The organism is Psychromonas sp. KJ10-2, assembly GCF_047323255.1.
In the GTDB taxonomy this organism is placed as follows: domain Bacteria; phylum Pseudomonadota; class Gammaproteobacteria; order Enterobacterales; family Psychromonadaceae; genus Psychromonas.
Genome location: NZ_CP178827.1, coordinates 3,626,366 through 3,644,230 on the forward strand (window position 1 = coordinate 3,626,366; position 17,865 = coordinate 3,644,230).

General features: G+C 37.1%; 19 protein-coding genes, 1 other RNA gene and 2 pseudogenes. 12 read left to right on the forward strand and 10 right to left on the reverse strand.

Translation table 11 applies throughout. The annotated features are described in order from the left end of the window. Positions 1-63 precede the first annotated feature (63 nt). Both ACLKL2_RS17880 and ACLKL2_RS17885 read left to right on the forward strand, forming a co-directional pair. The gene (locus ACLKL2_RS17880) at positions 64-504 is read left to right on the forward strand and encodes a glutaminase (protein ID WP_413692665.1); all 441 of its coding nucleotides are present in this window, start codon (positions 64-66) and stop codon (positions 502-504) included. A gap of 80 nt (positions 505-584) precedes the next feature. Then, a pseudogene (locus ACLKL2_RS17885) lies at positions 585-988 on the forward strand (glutaminase). A 394-nt stretch (positions 989-1,382) separates the two neighbouring features. Here ACLKL2_RS17885 and ACLKL2_RS17890 read toward each other — a convergent pair. Then, complete coding sequence (locus tag ACLKL2_RS17890; RefSeq protein ID WP_413692666.1) at positions 1,383-2,285, reverse strand: HPP family protein; 903 nt, start codon at positions 2,283-2,285, stop codon at positions 1,383-1,385. A 309-nt stretch (positions 2,286-2,594) separates the two neighbouring features. On the opposite strand from ACLKL2_RS17890, the gene nfsA reads away from it, so the two are divergent. Further along, entirely contained in the window at positions 2,595-3,317 is a 723-nt protein-coding gene (nfsA, locus tag ACLKL2_RS17895; protein ID WP_413692667.1) for an oxygen-insensitive NADPH nitroreductase, read from the forward strand. Between the two features lie 62 nt (positions 3,318-3,379). Here nfsA and ACLKL2_RS17900 read toward each other — a convergent pair whose 3' ends face one another. Further along, positions 3,380-4,693, reverse strand: a complete 1,314-nt coding sequence (locus tag ACLKL2_RS17900; protein ID WP_413692668.1) for a DKNYY domain-containing protein — start codon at positions 4,691-4,693, stop codon at positions 3,380-3,382. 398 nt (positions 4,694-5,091) lie between these two features. Here ACLKL2_RS17900 and ACLKL2_RS17905 point away from each other — a divergent pair, with 398 nt between their 5' ends. The 6 genes from ACLKL2_RS17905 to ACLKL2_RS17930 all read left to right on the forward strand — a co-directional run bounded on the left by ACLKL2_RS17905 (position 5,092) and on the right by ACLKL2_RS17930 (position 7,821). Beyond that, entirely contained in the window at positions 5,092-5,340 is a 249-nt protein-coding gene (locus ACLKL2_RS17905) for a hypothetical protein (protein ID WP_413692669.1), read from the forward strand. A 160-nt stretch (positions 5,341-5,500) separates the two neighbouring features. Next, positions 5,501-6,013, forward strand: coding sequence for a diguanylate cyclase domain-containing protein (locus tag ACLKL2_RS17910; RefSeq protein WP_413694361.1), 513 nt, complete (start codon positions 5,501-5,503; stop codon positions 6,011-6,013). After that, positions 6,001-6,684, forward strand: a complete 684-nt coding sequence (locus ACLKL2_RS17915) for an EAL domain-containing protein (RefSeq protein WP_413692670.1) — start codon at positions 6,001-6,003, stop codon at positions 6,682-6,684. Before ACLKL2_RS17910 ends, ACLKL2_RS17915 begins: the two co-directional genes overlap by 13 nt. A 1-nt stretch (position 6,685) precedes the next feature. Beyond that, entirely contained in the window at positions 6,686-7,168 is a 483-nt protein-coding gene (locus tag ACLKL2_RS17920; protein ID WP_413692671.1) for a GNAT family N-acetyltransferase, read from the forward strand. A 20-nt stretch (positions 7,169-7,188) separates the two neighbouring features. Beyond that, positions 7,189-7,479, forward strand: coding sequence for a SelT/SelW/SelH family protein (locus ACLKL2_RS17925; RefSeq protein ID WP_413692672.1), 291 nt, complete (start codon positions 7,189-7,191; stop codon positions 7,477-7,479). Between the two features lie 12 nt (positions 7,480-7,491). After that, the gene (locus ACLKL2_RS17930) at positions 7,492-7,821 is read left to right on the forward strand and encodes an antibiotic biosynthesis monooxygenase family protein (protein ID WP_413692673.1); all 330 of its coding nucleotides are present in this window, start codon (positions 7,492-7,494) and stop codon (positions 7,819-7,821) included. 91 nt (positions 7,822-7,912) lie between these two features. Here the strand turns inward: ACLKL2_RS17930 and ACLKL2_RS17935 are convergent, their stop codons facing one another. Continuing rightward, complete coding sequence (locus ACLKL2_RS17935; protein ID WP_413692674.1) at positions 7,913-8,377, reverse strand: MarR family winged helix-turn-helix transcriptional regulator; 465 nt, start codon at positions 8,375-8,377, stop codon at positions 7,913-7,915. Between the two features lie 122 nt (positions 8,378-8,499). On the opposite strand from ACLKL2_RS17935, the gene ACLKL2_RS17940 reads away from it, so the two are divergent. Then, positions 8,500-8,928, forward strand: a complete 429-nt coding sequence (locus tag ACLKL2_RS17940) for an organic hydroperoxide resistance protein (protein ID WP_113819846.1) — start codon at positions 8,500-8,502, stop codon at positions 8,926-8,928. 77 nt (positions 8,929-9,005) lie between these two features. Here the strand turns inward: ACLKL2_RS17940 and ACLKL2_RS17945 are convergent, their stop codons facing one another. Continuing rightward, the gene (locus ACLKL2_RS17945) at positions 9,006-10,208 is read right to left on the reverse strand and encodes an MFS transporter (protein ID WP_413692675.1); all 1,203 of its coding nucleotides are present in this window, start codon (positions 10,206-10,208) and stop codon (positions 9,006-9,008) included. A 167-nt stretch (positions 10,209-10,375) separates the two neighbouring features. Between ACLKL2_RS17945 and ACLKL2_RS17950 the strand changes: the two are divergent. Further along, a pseudogene (locus tag ACLKL2_RS17950) lies at positions 10,376-10,461 on the forward strand (helix-turn-helix domain-containing protein); the annotation flags it as partial. 9 nt (positions 10,462-10,470) lie between these two features. Beyond that, a complete protein-coding gene (locus ACLKL2_RS17955; RefSeq protein WP_413694362.1) occupies positions 10,471-11,220 on the forward strand; it encodes a LysR family transcriptional regulator in 750 nt (249 codons plus the stop codon). A 50-nt stretch (positions 11,221-11,270) separates the two neighbouring features. On the opposite strand, the gene ACLKL2_RS17960 is transcribed toward ACLKL2_RS17955, so the two are convergent. The 6 genes from ACLKL2_RS17960 to ACLKL2_RS17985 form a co-directional block, all read right to left on the reverse strand. Then, entirely contained in the window at positions 11,271-13,349 is a 2,079-nt protein-coding gene (locus ACLKL2_RS17960) for a methyl-accepting chemotaxis protein (RefSeq protein WP_413692676.1), read from the reverse strand. Between the two features lie 426 nt (positions 13,350-13,775). After that, on the reverse strand, positions 13,776-15,005 hold the full coding sequence (gene serA / locus ACLKL2_RS17965) for a phosphoglycerate dehydrogenase (RefSeq protein ID WP_413692677.1): 1,230 nt from the start codon (positions 15,003-15,005) through the stop codon (positions 13,776-13,778). Between the two features lie 209 nt (positions 15,006-15,214). Beyond that, positions 15,215-15,871 carry a ribose-5-phosphate isomerase RpiA gene (gene rpiA / locus ACLKL2_RS17970; RefSeq protein WP_113819851.1) on the reverse strand — a complete coding sequence of 219 codons (657 nt, stop codon included), beginning with the start codon at positions 15,869-15,871 and terminating at the stop codon, positions 15,215-15,217. Between the two features lie 112 nt (positions 15,872-15,983). Beyond that, positions 15,984-16,592 (reverse strand): 5-formyltetrahydrofolate cyclo-ligase, encoded by a 609-nt coding sequence (locus tag ACLKL2_RS17975; protein WP_413692678.1) that lies wholly within the window; start codon positions 16,590-16,592, stop codon positions 15,984-15,986. 224 nt (positions 16,593-16,816) lie between these two features. Next, a non-coding RNA gene (gene ssrS, locus ACLKL2_RS17980) (6S RNA) lies at positions 16,817-17,000 on the reverse strand. A 394-nt stretch (positions 17,001-17,394) separates the two neighbouring features. Further along, entirely contained in the window at positions 17,395-17,697 is a 303-nt protein-coding gene (locus ACLKL2_RS17985) for a cell division protein ZapA (RefSeq protein ID WP_113819852.1), read from the reverse strand. Positions 17,698-17,865: the final 168 nt, after the last annotated feature.

Below are 17,865 nucleotides of genomic sequence, written 5' to 3' on the forward strand. Positions count from 1 at the left end.
TATTTTCGGTTATCATTTACCTTTATATTTCTATTCTCAATATATGGCTGTCCTAAACTCTTTATGAAAGATATTAACTTTAAAACGGTATTTAACGATATTTTTATTGAACTGCAACCTTTGGAAAATAAAGGGGTTGCGGCTTCTTATATTCCAGAGCTGGCGAAGATTGAACCTGATAAATTAGGGATTCATCTAGTACATATTGATAAAGGTAATTTTTATCAAGGTGATAGCCAAGAGCGCTTCTCGATTCAGAGTATCTCTAAAGTATTTTCGCTTACCTTAGCGATGCGTATTCTTGGTGGTGAGTTGTGGTCACGTGTTGGTGTGGAGCCATCGGGTACGGCGTTTAACTCTTTAATACAATTAGAAGTTGAGAATGGTATTCCTCGTAATCCATTCATTAACGCTGGGGCCATTGTTATTTGTGATGTCTTGATGTCTTATCTGGATGACCCTAAAGCTGATTCTATTAAATTTTGTAAGAAAAATAGCCAATAACCAAAGCTTACAATATAACGAAAAAGTAGCTGAATCTGAGAAGCTCACTAGTGATAGAAATAAAGCGCTGATCTCATTTAATGCGTGATTTTGGAAATATTCACAATGATGTTGATGAAGTTTTAGATCTGTATTTTTATCTTTGTTCGATTGAAATGAATTGCTGTGAATTAGCACATTCATTTATGTTTTTAGTGAGTGGTGGTGTTGACTTGACAACGGGAGAGATGATTGTCAATCCAAGTCAGGCTAAGCGTATCAATGCGGTGATGCAGTTATGCGGGTTTTATGATGAAGCTGGGGAGTTTGCTTTTAAAGTCGGGTTACCTGGTAAAAGTGGTGTCGGTGGCGGCATTGTTGCATTACATCCGGAAAATATGCTGTAGCCGTATGGAGTCCTCGATTAAATAAAAAAGGGAATTCATATATGGGAATGAAGGTGTTGGAATTGTTAACCACTAAAATGGAAGACTCCATTTTCTAGTCTTTATCATGCCGTTTTAGACTTTGGATTTAACCTAAATTAATCTGTTAAATTTGGGCTAAATTATTTTTAATTTTATGAGAAATATTGCTATCTATTTTTAATTGTTAGGAACATAATCTCGCCGTTAGCAGAGTGCTCAATGCCTCGTATAACATACGTCAAAGGGTTAGTAGTTGTTTATCTTAATGAAAGGAAAGCATCGTGAGTAAAGGCCAAGACAGTAAAAAAGACGGCAAGAAAAAACCGCTTTTAACAGCCAAAGAAAAAGAGCAGTAAAAGTTGCTAAAAATGCCAAAGTTGGATTTTTAGGTAGATAGATATTAGATGAAAGGTCATCAATTTAACGATGACCTTTTTTACATGATACTCAAGCTTTCTACTGCCTTGTTAGTCAACCTTTTGGGCGCATTTTTTCATTTGCCCACTCTGCAAACTCTTGTAATGTACAACTATCAGTTGTCCCTTTTCTTTCACCATCTGCAATACGATATATGACTAGATAACGAGATGGATCTTGATGCTCTCGCTGGTCGATTATTTGGCGCACAGACCACTGCCTCCTGGGTTTGCTATTGGTATAGTAAGCACCAAGTTCTAATACAAACTGTTTAATCATTTCTTCGTGGTAAATTGCATCAGCTAAATCAACCACGCGTTTTATTTGTTCGTCACTGGCATCAATCACTAAATCTGAGCGTTTTATGGCTTGATGAATATGTTGCATCTTAATGCGTCTTGTATCGGGGTGATAGCCAGCGCTTTGGTAGTGCATAAAACTTTGTGGATAGCGCCTCCAATGAAATAGGTTATTAAAAATCATCGCGATTAAGAATAATATGCTGCAATTGATTAGCGTTGGTGTGATCACATACCAATAACCAAGTCCATGGATAGTTGGTCCACCGATTACTGCTGCTAATGCTGTTGCTCCACCTGGTGGGTGTAAACTTCTCGTTAAGTGCATGACTAAAATAGATAATGCTACGGCAACTGGTGCTGCGATCAACATAGGCTCTATCAAGGTTGCACAAGTTACACCAACAATAGCGGAAAAAATATTACCTCCTAAAAAAGCCCAAGGCGTCGATAGCTGACCGTGAGGAACTGCAAAAAGCAATACTGCGGAAGCGCCCATCGAAGGCAAGATAGCCACTGAACCAGCATCCCCTGTAAAGTAGACGGTTGCATAAAAACAACAAAATATAGCTAACATGCCACCTATTGTTGCGACGGTTTTTTCTGAGTTAACGACGCTACTTTGAATTCCTAAAAATCGAATAATTGCCTGAATCATTTGTTATCACTTATGTTATTTATTTTTTTATTATTTTCTGCTGGATACTATTAACCCAAACCTCCCACAAGACGCTGGAGGATATAGGGTGAAGTCTTTAAATCAAAGTAAACTATTTGAATAAGGTATGTTAAATTTGATGGGTATATATGTTAATAGGATTCAATGGTGAACATTTGAGGTATACGCTTGGATAAACTTCGTTAGGCGTGTTATTTCTGTTACCTTTATTTCAAACTATTCACAAATATCATTAATATAGGGCTGCACCTTACAACGACAATTATAATGATAAGGATTACCGATTTTATGAACAAAACGATTGAGACTATGTTAAGTCACCGTTCGATTCGCCAATATACTGATCAGCCTATAGAGAAATCACAACTGGATACGATTATTCAAGCTGGATTAGCGGCTTCTTCTTCAAGTATGCTGCAGGTTGTGTCTATCATTAGAGTGACAGATAAAAGTAAACGTAAGTTGTTAGCTGAATACGCAGGTAATCAAGTGTATGTTGAAAAGGCGACGGAATTTTTAGTTTTTTGTATTGATTACCAACGTCATGCGAGCATTAACCCTGAGGTACAAGCGGACTTTACAGAGCTGACACTGATTGGCGCTGTTGATAGTGGCATTATGGCGCAAAATTGTTTGTTAGCAGCTGAATCAATGGGGTTAGGTGGTGTTTATATTGGTGGGTTACGTAACAAAATTGAGCTGGTGGATGAATTGCTAGCATTGCCACAGAATACATCAGTATTATTTGGGATGTGTTTAGGTTACCCTGCCCAAGATCCTGAAGTTAAGCCACGTTTGCCTGCTAATGTGATTATGCATGAAAATCAATATCAGCCGCTTAATATGGACGATATTAAAGGTTACGATCAAGTGATTCATGACTACTATGCAAGTCGTAGCAGTAACCAAAAACAAAGCACTTGGTCAGAGCAAGTAACAGGGCAGTTATCTAAAGAATCTCGCCCACATATCCTGCCATACTTAAATAAAAAAGGGCTAACGAAGCGTTAATGATTAGTCATACTCGCGTGATAAGTAAATAATCACGCGAGTCAGTTATTGCTAGTATTAGGTTAGTATTCTACTGTTTTTAAAACAAACTCACCGGCTTCATTTTCATCTGCAAATAACCTTTCATCATATTCAAAGTTTGAGGGGTTGGCGTCTATTACCTTATGCTCTCCCCAATAAATATGCTCTGCATCTTGTGAAAAACGATCTGCAATGAGTTCAAAGGTGTTGGCATCTACACCTTCAATAGGGTTTCCAAAATAAAAAACTTGATCGCCAATTCTTGTAAACTCTTTGCTGTCTCGGTCCAGAACAATCACTTGATCGGCGGTGACACCCTCTAATTTTTGGGTTCTTGTGTAGACGTCGTTATTGTAAGCAAAGTATTCGTAGGCAATATCTTCAACCTTATCACTTGGCACAACAATAACCGTTGTTGGCGATAAATGTAGCTCTCTCCACTTCCACCTTTTAGCTAACTCATTCGCTTCTGATCGATTAACCTCTGCTGTAGTTTTATTGTCTATGATATAACCATTGTAATAGAGGTGGTGCTGATCCTTTGCAATCGTATCATTTAACACTTTGAATGTGTTTGGGTCACTTTCTGGAATAGGGTTGTTGAAATAATATGCTTGGTTTTTATCTTTTCGGTAATAAGGCGAGATAACAGTAAAGCCTTCTGGTGTCATTTCTTTTATTATTTCACCGTGTGAATAAACATGAACTGCATCCTTTGAGTATTGGTCATCAATAATCTCAAATTGACTACCCAGCATACTGATTAGCTCACCTTGATAAAATATTTGGTCGCCGTGTTTCAAATACTGGAAGTTTGTATGGTCGACTAAAGTTGGTTCAACTTCACGCGGAATTTTGATATTAGTGTCATAATAAAGGTAGTTTTTATCCATAGCATATAATCCAGCTAGGAAGCTGAATGTGTCTGTATCAGCTCTTTGGATAACTTCTCCGTAACAAAATACTTTCCCATTGCTAATGAGGTAACCTGAGTTCTTTGCATTTTCATCAAAGGTCGAGGTGACATTGACGATAGAATCTGGCGTGACATCACTAATCGGTTTGCCGTTGTAATAGAGGCGGTTGTTATCTTTTGCATATGATTGGTCGATAACCTCAAAGCTATTAGGGTCAGCACCTTCTATATCAACCCCTCCAATTTGAAAGAAGTTACCATCTAACACAAAGATAACTTTATCTTCCTGCAGGTAATATTGGTTACTTAAATTAGCGTTTAATACCGTCGCATTATGTGTGCGAGGGCTGCTAACATAATAGGAGAAAACTGATACTATTAATGCATAAAGCACAAATATCACAAGTAACACTAAGCCTATCCACATAAGTATTTTCATTTATCTACCCCATTTATTATTAATTATTATTAGTTGTATATAAAATAATATATTTATATAAATTTTAGATGTGATTGTCTATGTTTGACTTCATCTAAATTTGTTTAATACGCTAATCTAAATATTAAACCCTTCCTTTCTTTACTTTGCTTGATGTGACTATTTGACTCTATAAAGGTATCGATTTTATCACTGTAAGCAAGGACAGGTATCACATGTTTATATTCAATAATGGTGTTTTTAGTGATGAATATTTTATTTGTATGCTATGTTAAGCTATATTTTATGGATTTTTCATTAAATTCATCATGTTCAGTTCATGCTCTCAACTATACTTGTAGACGAAGCACTTTTTATCTGTTCTTATTATTTTATGGATATTAAATGAGGGGCCTTATTTGAGCGAATTTTTTATTGCGACCATCATTGCTGGAACTATTTTTTTATTAGCGAGTTTAGTAAGTACGTTGCGTATTTGTAGAAAAACATCGTTAGCATCTTGGTATATTCTGTTTTATTTCATTATCTTATTTATTATCGGTTATGTCGGTATCCTCTACTACTTTGTCTCTTTCCCGATAGACACAATGCTTGTTTCTATTGTTGCTTGTATCTTGTTTGGCGGCGGTGCATTTGTTTTTTGGTGATCAAACTAAGTTATGGCAGCTTATTGAGTATTGAAAAAGCGGTTGAAGTACAGCGTTATCAGGCGGAGCATGATGCATTAACCGGATTACCTAACCGTAAAATGTTTTTAAAAACCTAGCTAAAACGCTGGCAGATGATACGGCTTGTTCGGTTTTATTTATTGATTTAAATGACTTTAAACAAGTTAATGACACCTTTGGGCATCATTTTGGGGATCAATTATTAATTGCTACTGCACGGGGGATACAACAAAATATAAGTAATTATGCATCACTATATCGAATCGGCGGTGATGAGTTTGCGGTATTGACCACCTATCAAAGCGCCAATGGTTTAGATCAATGTGTTGATATTATTACCAAAGTAGCAAAGCAACCGGTGGAGATTGATGACCAGTTTATTAATGTTCGCTTGAGTATTGGTGTTAGTCATTACCCGCAAGATAGCGTTGATATGCATGAATTAGTGAGGTTTGCTGACCTCGCTATGTATGAAGCTAAAAATACCAAGCAAACACTGATTTTTTATCATGATAAATTAATTCAAAAAGAGAGTAACTTCTTATTGATGACCACTAAAATTCAAACGGCCATTGAAGCAGGGAGTTTCTTTTATTTTATCAACCGGTTATTTGCGCAAAAAGTGGCGAAGAGCATGGCTTGGAAGCCTTGATCCGATGGCCTCAGCCTGATGGTAGTTATCTTTCACCTGAATACTTCATTAAGATTGCAGAGCGCAGTACACTTATTTTGTCTCTTACTAAATGGGTGATTGTTGAAGCCTTGAACAATTTATCCCGTTTATATGAAGCGGGTTTTAGTGGTTCGCTGCATATTAATTTATCTGCTCAAGATTTAAAAAGTCACGACTTTTATGAGTTTATTTGTTCATTACATGAAAATGACACGACGATAACCGATGTACTGGTTTTTGAGATCACTGAAAGTGCGATGATGACGGATATAAAGTGCGCAAGAGAGATAATTTTAGCGCTGACTGAAAAAGGTTTTCAATTTAGTATTGATGATTTTGGGACAGGTTTCTCCTCGTTCTCTTTATTAAGAGAGTTATCGATCAATCAGATCAAAATAGATCGCTCCTTTGTGAGTGGAATGCTTACTCAAAAAGCGGATTATGCCATCGTAAAATCTATTGTTTTTTTAGCTGAGCAATTAGATTGTAGTGTGGTTGCAGAAGGGGTTGAAGATTATGAAACAGAGCAAGCCTTGATCAGCTTAAATTGTGATTATGTACAGGGTTTTTATTATAGCCGACCTTTACCCATAGAAAATTTAAGAATGAATATAAACCATTTTAAAAAATCCATTAATGAGCTTAATTAAGATGCAGCCGTTTTCGATAAAATTAGATGATTTGTCAGGCAATGAGATTATTTCCTTGTTACAAGAACACCTACAAGATATGCATGCAACTTCTCCACCTGAGAGTGTACACGCCCTAGATTTGGAAGGGTTAAAAGATCCTTCTGTAAAATTTTGGACCATCTGGGATGGCGAAAACTTAGCTGGGTGTGCAGCGCTTAAGCAGTTAAATGAGCAACAAGCAGAAATAAAATCAATGAGAACGGCTAAACATTATAAACATCGAGGTGTCGCTTCACGCTTGTTACAGCATATTATTACTCAAGCTAAACTGAGTGAATTTAACCAGTTAAGTCTTGAAACGGGGTCAATGGATTATTTTTTACCTGCCCATGCTTTATATTTAAAACATGGTTTTACTTTTTGTGGTCCATTCTCTGATTACCAGGCAGATCCTAATAGTAAATTTATGTCTTTAGATTTAACGTGTAGAGTATCGTATTAACTTTACCTAACTGAGCCTTAATGCTGATGAATAAAATAGAAATTAAATATTGTAAAAAATGCCGCTGGTTAATGCGTTCTTCATGGATGGCGCAAGAGTTACTAAGTACCTTCGAAAATGAGTTAGATGAGGTTGCCTTACAACCAGGAGAAGGTGGGATTTTTGAAATGTATGCAAATGGTACGCTCATTTGGTCACGTAAAGAGATGGGCGGTTTCCCTGAAATCACTGAGCTTAAACAATTAGTGAGAAATGTGATTGCACCTGATAAAGATCTTGGCTGTATCGATCGTAAAAGTAATAAGAGCTAGGTTATTACTACAATGTCATTAATTGCTGATACACCCAAACCACCTTATTACGCGGTTATTTTCACCTCAACACGCACTGAAGGCAATAACGGCTATGCAACGACTGCGGACCGTATGATGGAACTTGCTTTACAACAACCGGGTTTTTTAGGGATTGAATCAGCACGAGAAGAGGTTGGGATAACTATCTCTTACTGGTCTGATTTAGCGTCTATCAAACAGTGGAAAGAAAATGTTGAGCATAGAGTAGCCCAGAAAATGGGGTATCAACATTGGTATAGTGAGTTTAAGGTGCGTATCAGCAAAGTAGAGCGAGATTATGGTGCTGAGTTTGAGCGTTAAGTACGGTAGCTTTTAGTACTGTATTGATAGCACTGTATTGATAGCACTGTATTGGCTATCGTTACTTTATAATGCTAAATCAAATGAGCGGTTACTCCTCAATATCTAACATATTCAATTCTTCGCTATTTAAATCGTGTACCACTAAGTCCAGTAAGTGCATTAACTGTTCTGCTTGTGTGCTATCAATACTATTAAACTTACACTGGATTTTATTTGGTATATCACTGGCTTGCTGTTTAAGAGACTGCCCTTGTTTAGTTAATTGAATAAGACGTTTACGTTTATCTGATTCATCTTTAATCACCATTAAGAGTGCTTTGTCTGTCATCTTTTTTAAGATTTGTGTCAAGGCACTGCCATCAATCGCAGTTTTCTCAATCAAAGCGGCAATGGTTATTTTATCTTCTTCCCATAGTGCCATCATTACCACATACTGAGGGTATGTCAGGTTAATGTCGGCTAATAGAGGTCGATAAGTGCGGGCAATGCTATTCGATGCCATGTACAAACGGTGACATAATTGGTTTTTTAATTGTAGTTGTGCATATGACATGGCGACTCCTTTTATCAAACATTTTAATTTGCATGCAAAGTATTTGCAATTGCTATTTATTCTAGTTATTATTTTGTGTGCAAAATAAATAAATTTTATTAATCTCAACGTTGGAGTTCATTATGAATGTATTACAAGAAGTCGCTTACACAGCTAACGCTACAGCAACAGGTGGCCGTGAAGGTATCGCTAAGTCTGATGACGGTCGTTTAGATGTTAAACTATCTACTCCTAAAAACTTAGGTGGTGATGACGGTCAAGGTACTAACCCTGAGCAACTATTTGGTGCAGGTTACGCAGCATGTTTCATCGGTGCTCTTAAGCACGTTGCTGGTGCTGAAAAAATCGCATTACCAAGCGACTTATACATCAACTCTGAAGTATCTATCGGTCCAATCGAAGGTGGTTTTGGTATCGCTGTTAAATTATCTATCTCACTAGGCGACATGGATAAAGCACAAGCTGAAACATTAGTAGAAAAAGCTGATTTAGTATGTCCATACTCAAATGCAACACGTGGCAACATTGCTAAAGAACTAGTGATCATCTAATCAGAGTGTTCATTCGTATTAAGTGTTAATACGAATAGTAGATAAGAACCGCTGATCGTTTAATGATCAGCGGTTTTTTATGCAGAACGTACCACTGGTTTTTGTTGGCCGTTATATTTCACCTGATATACTACTAATAATAACAAGCAAATAATTAATGCGAGACTAGTACTGCCTAATACACCTTGCCATCCCCATTGCTCATAAAAAGGCGCGATGAAGAATACACCTAAGCTAGCACCGCTGTAATAAAATAAGCTGTATAACGCCTGCGCGCTACCTTTACCTTTTTTCACTGAGCGACCCACTAAAGTACTTGCTTGTGCATGACAAAAGAAAAAACCAAAAGCCATTAAGATCATGCCTAGGGTCATGACTGATAAGTTTTGATGACTTAATAAAAGGTTAGCGGCCAACATAATGAAAATACCTGTTGCAACACCTGCAAGCTGCCCATAACGATTACCAAATTTACCTGCCAATGAAGCGCTCATTGTGCCACCTAAGAAGGTTACAAAGATCAAACTACGTAGTGCACTAGGTAATTCATAAGGTGCCGCTTCTAAGACACTCATTAAGTAACTAAATAGGTTAACAAAACAGCCAAAACCAAGACCAATGATGATGTAGATAATAAGAAGCTGTGGAGTTTGTATATGTTTAGCAAACATATTTAAGCTAGGTTTTAGTTGGAGTTTTTGTTTGGTGAAGTGACGTTGTTGTGGCAATGCAACATAAACGCCAATAAATAAAATTGCCGTGACAATTGCCATTCCAAAGCCCGTTGCCTGCCAGCTGCCTAGTAAGTCAACAGATGCGCCTCCAATTAAACGACTGCTGATGCCACCAATGGTGTTAGAAGCGATATAAAAGCCAACAGCCGTTGGTAGCCAGCTTTTTCTTAACTCTTCTCCTAATAACGGAATAGCCACAGCAGGGCATACTGATAGCAAAGCACCTTGAATAAAACGTAATGATAAAAATACCGTGTAGTTTTCTACCATAGGGAGCATGAATGAAATAGATAAGCCTGCAATCATGCCTTTTAAAAGAATAGGGCCTCGTCCAATTGAGTCGGAAATGCTGGCAAAGATTAATAACCCCAAGCCCATACCTAACAAAGGGGCTGACATCGCTAAGTTAGCTGCTAACAGGCTAACATTAAATTCCTGCTGTAAGGTTGGAAGTAATGGTTGTAACCAGTAGATATTAGAAAATGTCACCACTGAGCATAGACAAACAGCGATAACTAAACGATTGTAATGTGTGAATTTTTTCATTTTTTTGACAGAAGCCCCTTGTTTGATACGCGCATAATAACCGCCTAATTTAAATAAATAAATTCTGTTGTTTTTATGTTATCCATAGATATAATTTATGGGTGTTTAGATCAATTTATAGGGATAAAAAAGTGGAATTTAGACAACTACAACACTTTGTTGCGATCGTGGAAACGGGGAGTATTTCTGCAGCCGCTCGTCACCTTTTTTGGCACAACCGGCGATTAGTGCAAGTATTAAAAAACTAGAAAATGAATTGAATATGCCCTTATTGCATAGACGTGAACGTGGTGTGTCGTTAACTGAAGCAGGGGCCAAATTTTTACAGCATGCTAAACAGATTCTACAGCAAGCTAGTGATGCGAAGTTAGCGATGCAAGCAATTGAAGGCTTAGATCAAGGTGAAGTAGATATCGGTGTACCACCTATGCTCGGATCCTATTTTTTACCCCCTTTATTAATGGCCTTTAAACATCAATATCCTGCATTAGGTATGAATATCATCGATACTGGCACACGTAACATCCGTAAGCGTTTGTTAGAAGGTGATTTGGAACTAGGTGTTGTAGCTGACCACGATTTACCACCTGAATTTGAAACCGGTAAACTGATGCGAGAGGAGATGGTGGTATGTATGGCTGCCGATCACCCTTTAGCGAAGTTTGATAAAATTGAATATGCTGAGTTTCTGAAGTATGAATTAATACTGTTTGGTAAAGGTTATTACCATCATTCATTAATTGAAAGGATCAGTCAGAAAGAGAAAGCCAGCCCTCAGATAGCATTTACCAGTAATCTACTGCCTTTGATTAAGTCGATTATTCGTAAAGGTTATGCGATCTCTCCGATGTGGAAAGTGGCGATTCAAGATGACGATGAAATTATTACTCGCCCTTTTGTAGAGCCTTTCTGTATTGACCTTAGTTTGGCATGGCGAAAGGACAGTTATCTTTCTCGTGCGAATCAGGTATTTCGAGATTTTATTTTAGAAGAGGTTAAAAATAAGCGATAGTAGTGAGGTACCTACGATTAGGTGCCTCATTAACTGATTAATAGCTTTATTTATTGCAACTTAAACTTCTTAACTAATAGGTCTAGCTGATTGTTAGCTGAACTTAGCTCTTCAGTACTATCTAGTGTTTCTTGGCCATTCATTTTCAATTGTTGTACCATCTCGTTGATAGTCGTCATATTGCAACTTACCTCCTCGGTAACAACACTTTGTTGTTCCGATGCTGTTGCGATTTGAGTACTTAAGTCATTGATATGAATTATAAAGTTAGTCATGTTATCTAGGCTGTCTGTTACCTTCGCTGTATTTTCAGCCGTTCGTTGACAGCTACTTCTAGTGATATCCATTGCTGCGACTGCATTGTCAGCATCTTTACTTAATATTGTAAGTATTTGGTTGATTTCACCTGTACTGCTTTGTGTACGTGCAGCTAAAGAACGCACTTCATCAGCAACCACTGCAAAGCCTCGTCCTTGTTCTCCTGCTCTGGCTGCTTCTATCGCTGCATTTAGGGCTAATAAGTTGGTTTGATCTGCTATTTCGCCAATAACACTCAATGCTTTAATTATTTCTTGGGTATTGTTACTCATGGTATTAATGCTTGCTGAAGCAGAATCAACCTCGTCTACTAATGCAATAACACTATTTGAAGCCTCTGTGACAATTTTTTTTGATAATATCGCTTCATCATTAGCTTTTTGTGTATTCGTTGATGTATCTGCTGCGTTTTGTGCAACACTTTCAGAAGTGCTACTCATTTCTGTAATAGCACTGACGACTTGATCTGTTTCACTTGCATGAGTGAGTAAGGCATTATTTGATTTTATTGACTGCTCATTTAATTGTTTTGTTGTAGCTGTGATATTTGAGGAAGCTTGTGAAATATCAAGCATCATAGATTGCAGATAAATAATAAAGTTATTTACAGATCTACTAATATCACTTAATTCATCGTTATTCATAATCGTTATGCGTGATGTTAAGTCTGCTTCACCAGTGGATAGCGTATCAATACGATCTTTTAATATACGTAAATTTTTCATAATCGCCGTAATGATCCAAACAACTATTACAAATGATAAGAGGATTAACACACTTGCTGTAGTGATCATTGAGGTGACTTGTTGATCAAATATATTTTCAGTAACTTCTGTCAAGCTATTTTGAACTTCAATAATATCGTTTTCATATACACCTGTAACAATAGTCCACCCCCAATCTGGGAAGATATTTCGAGAATAGGTTATTTTGTTTTCATGTTGCTTCGTTGCCGAGTTTTCATAAACGACTTTTACTATTGCTTCCGTTTTACCTTTAATACCATTTGCAATTAATTTAGTACTTTCTGTTGCTGTATTTATGATTGATTTTTTAGGGTGAGCGATGATCTTCCCCTCTTTATCTTGAATCCAGAAGTATCCATTTTTTCCATATTTAGCAACGACCACTGCATGCAAGGCGGCACTTATCTTATCTGCTCGTAACGTACTTATATATTCTCCACTAGCAATAACAAGGTCTAAAGGTGCAAAATAAAAAGAAGCCGTAATTTTATCTTCTTGAGTATTTGTTGTTGGGTTGGTAAAAGCATATTCGCTAAAGCCTATCTCATTATCTTTAGCGGCTTTAACAATATCTCGGACAAAATATTTACCGTCTCCACTGACCTTATTGTAATCATTTACACCTATGTTATTTAAATTACTCCCGTAAGCTTTTGCTATATAAGATGACGCATTATAAGCAAATAAATAACGGCCATTATTCCAGCGGTATTGGTTTATAAAGTTATAAATACTTGTTTCAGCTTCTGCTTTAGAATTGCTATTTTCATAGATATTGTTGAAGGTTGAGCTGAATTCAGACATTTCATCAGCGAGGCCTTTTTTAATATTCTCAATTTTTGAATCGTTATAAAAACCAGTTATTGCATAGGTGATGGTATCTATTTGACCTTTAAGGTTATTGTTGAGTACTTCAGCTAGTTGTACTTGTACATTTTCTTTTTCTTTATCGAGTACATAATTTTCAGTCTCAATAGAAGAATAGATAAAAAATGCCGCCATAATTAATAGCGGCGCACATAGTGTAATCACTAGCTTTGTTTTGATAGTTAATGATACGGACATTTATATTCCTTGCTTTAGATATTTAATTACAGGAATTATAGACCAGAAAGAAGGGGATATTTTTAATAGTTACTACTTTAGTGATATTTATCAATTCTGCTGATATTTCCCAAAAAACAGCTTAATTTTAGATGTTTAGGTGAGAAGGAAGTGTTGATTTTTTAGAGGAAGTGACCTTATACCAATCATAGTAAGTAACTGCTCTATTTTACTTGTTAAAACAACTTATTTTTTCGTTGTAAGTTTCGTATAGGGAACAACCATTTACATCAACTTACGCCTCAAACTAAGCCATTTTTCCGGCGCAAAATTTAGATCAGTTATTTAATACAATTGGTATTAGGTATTTATTTAGTATAGGTTTGTGTTGGTTTTAGACTAAAAAAAGGGACTCAATGAGTCCCTTCGTAATAGGTTATTCGGCGCTTAGTTTAATAAACGTGCGCGGATAGTACCTTCAATTTGTTTCAGTTTTTCTAATGCTGTATCTGCATCTTCACTGTTTACATCAATAACTACGTAACCAATATTTTCATTAGTTTGTAAGTATTGTGCTGCGATGTTGATGTCGTTGTCAGCAAACGCCAAGTTGATCTTAGTTAAGATACCTGGTTGGTTACGGTGAATATGTAATAGACGGCTTGCATCTTTATGTGCAGGTAAAGACACTTCAGGGAAGTTCTTAGAAGACAATGTTGAACCGTTATCAGAGTACTTAACCAGTTTACCCGCTACTTCGTAACCGATATTTTCTTGTGCTTCTTGCGTACTACCACCAACGTGTGGCGTTAGGATCACGTTATCAAATTCACGTAGAGGAGATTCAAACTCTTCTGTGTTTGATTTTGGCTCAGTTGGGAATACATCAACCGCTGCGCCCGCTAATTTTTTGCTACGTAATGCATCACAAAGTGCAGGGATGTCAACAACAGTACCACGTGCAGCATTCATGAATATCGCACCATCTTTCATTTGTGCGAATTCTTCAGCACCCATCATATTCTTTGTTGAATCAACTTCAGGTACGTGCAAGCTAACAACATCTGATTTAGCTAATAACTCTTTCATGCTTGCTACTTGCGTTGCATTACCTAATGTCAGTTTGTTTTCAATGTCGTAGAAAGAAACATTAAAACCTAAACCTTCAGCAAGAATACCAAACTGTGTACCGATATGACCGTAACCGATAATACCTAGATTTTTACCACGCGCTTCGTATGATGCAGTTGCAGACTTATCCCACTCACCACGGTGAGCTTTAGCGTTACGCTCTGGAACACCACGTAATAATAGTAATGCTTGACCAAGTACTAATTCAGCAACACTACGTGTATTAGAGAAAGGCGCGTTAAATACAGCAACACCTTTTGCTTGTGCTGCGTCTAGATCCACTTGGTTAGTACCGATACAGAAACAACCGATAGCCACTAGTTTCTCTGCTGCTGCTAATACTTTTGCATTTAGGTTAGAGCGAGAACGGATACCGATGAAATGTACGTCTTTAATTTTTTCAATTAAATCTTCTTCACTTAATGAAGTCTTAATACTTTCAATGTTTGTGTAACCCGCATCAGTGAATGTTGCCACTGAACTAGGGTGTAAACCTTCTAGTAGAAGAACTTTAATTTTATCTTTATTGAGTGAATACTTAGTCATTGTATTTCCTTGAGCCTTATTTAAAGGTGAATGGACAATTTTGCGAATAATTTTAGTGCGCGTAAAATAGCAAAAATAGTCGTCATTGTGAATCTGAGAGTGCTGTTTCCTATATGCTAAAATGAAACAACTTATTACTGACGACTGTTGTGCGATTACGCTAGATTGACTCTCACTGTATTGAATCTAGCCGAGAGCCAACTTTACATTTATTTTAAGGTATCTACACCGCTATCTGTACCAACGAGTACCACGTTAGCTGCGCGGTTTGCGAATAAACCATTCGTTACAACACCAACAATTGAATTGATTTGGTTTTCTAACGTTAATGGTTCAGCAATTTTAAGATTATATACATCTAAAATAACATTACCGTTATCTGTTACTACGCCTTCACGGTATACCGGGTCACCGCCTAATTTAACTAATTCACGTGCAACGTAACTACGCGCCATTGGAATCACTTCAACAGGTAGCGGAAATTCACCCAGAATATCGACATTTTTAGTATCATCGACGATACAAATAAACTTATCAGCAACGGCTGATACTATTTTTTCACGTGTTAATGCAGCACCACCACCTTTAATCATGTGGTTGTATGGGTTAATTTCATCTGCCCCATCAACATAGATGCTCAACTCTGACACTTCATTAAGGTCGAACACTTCAATGCCAAACCCTTTTAATTTTTCAGTGGACGCTTCTGAACTGGATACTGCACCAACAATGTCGTTTTTGATGGTTGCTAATGCATCAATAAAATGATTAACCGTTGAACCTGTACCAACACCGACAATGGTATCTTTTTCTACATATTCTAGGGCTGCATAAGCGGCTGCTTTTTTCTTGTCGTCTTGCGTCATGACTTTTAATCCTGTTCTGTGAGAGTGAGTCTTGAAAGTGGCGCGATTATACCCTTAATTACGCTGTTAATTTAAGCTAAATTTATGAAAAACCGTGAATTAATTGTGGGGTTTATTTTTTGTCTGAAAAAAGTAAATGTTGTTGCGGTGTTATTATCTCTGGTAAGGGCACATCCCAAGCTGTAATGGGCAGTGATTTTACGCATTGACAGTCATGTGCTAAACCGATTGGATAAGGCCCTGATTGGTCTGTAAACCAAGGGGCTAACAGACGATCATAATAACCACCGCCCATACCAATACGGTTACCTTGTGTATCAAAGGCAACTAAAGGTGTGCATACAATATCTAATTTCTCAACGGGGAAAATTTCAGGGTGCTCTGCAAGGTGAGTTAACTGCTCAGGAGCTTGATTAAATAAGCTAGCCAGTTTGGGCTCTTTGATACCATAGCGGTTGATGATCATCTCTGTATCTGCTTGATAAGCTAAAAAGAATAAATGGCCTGTTTGCGTTGGATGCACCATAGGTAGATAGACTTGTTTACCTTGTTGCCAACACCACTCAATAAACGGTGTTAGGCCTATCTCTCCATCATAAGCTAAGGTCACTGAAATATGTTGCGCTTGTGCAATACGAGTATGTTGTTGCAAACGTAAAAATAAATCGGCAGAGGCAATTTGTTGCTGTTCTTCACTTAATGCTTTTCGTGCTTGGCGCACGGTTTTTCGAATCTTGTCACGCTGAGAAGTAATAATAACCGTCACCAATAAGTTGTGTTGAGATAGCTAATATTTTATCAACAATACAGTTATACACACAACCAAAGAGATTGATTAAATTCAGTGGGGGAAGTTTATATAGGGATGTTTTTAGGAACGTAAAATGCTGAATTTTAAACGCTGAGTTATTGTTATAAAAACAATAAAAAAATCAGCTAGAAATGAGTTAACCCAAGGATACCGCTGTTGACTGTGACCTTGAACCCGAAGGTCAAGGTGGTGTATCAGTGCTTACCGCAGGTTTCTCGATACTAGTCGAGTTTACACAATAGTAATCAACCTAATTCACCAGGGTAATACTTATCGGCTCAGGGACTTAGTCAAGATTAACGGGTACCCGAGGGTTGAATAAACTGTACCTACTTTAATTGGGTTTTTAAAGGCTTTTTAAGAAAAAATGGGAAGTTTGTGACTGCTTGATGTTTTTTTACACACAATATTTCACTCACGCTAATTAATGGCGTTATTTTGTGTACGATCTTTGCTTGATAACTAGACTTAAGGAGTAGGCTTGGGAAAATGGTTTATGTTTCAATTCTTTGTCTTTCATTTGCTATTTTTCATTAAAATTAGCCGACTAATTTAAGGACGATTAAGAGGTATTAAGAGTGATTAAGTGTAATTAAAATAAAAATTGTTATAAATACCGAAACCGTTAATTTTTTATGTTAAGTGGTGTCGGTATGTTTTTAAGGCTGGATATAAAACCAAATGAATAAGGCGTTATTAATTCTGTGTGAGATTACTCTTCGCTTGTAGGTGTTTTATCTAAAGCACCATTAATTGCATCTTGTAATTGTTGAATACGGTTATTTAATTGGTCTGTCTGTGCTTGCATTTCTGCTTTGATCGTATTGAGTTGATGGCGATAGTTTAATGCAGCCATCACCACTAATTGATCATTACGTAGATGTCTGGTGTTGCTTTTCATCTCTTTAAGATGCTCATCAACTTGAGCAACAGTCCCTAGCAGGTTGTCTTGCTCACCGTCAGGGCAGCCGATTTTATACTGTTGGCCTAAAATAGTGATATCAAGATGTGCCATAATGCCCCCGTTAAATTGATTAAATAAGGGAGTGGTCTGTTTCCCTAAAAAAATGTTGTATTGTGCGCGAACTATATCGACCTAGCTATCAAGTTTCAAGTACTTACTGGCGACGAGATCCCGTGGATGATAGAATAAGTTAACTATCTTTCGTTTATTATGAGTGTC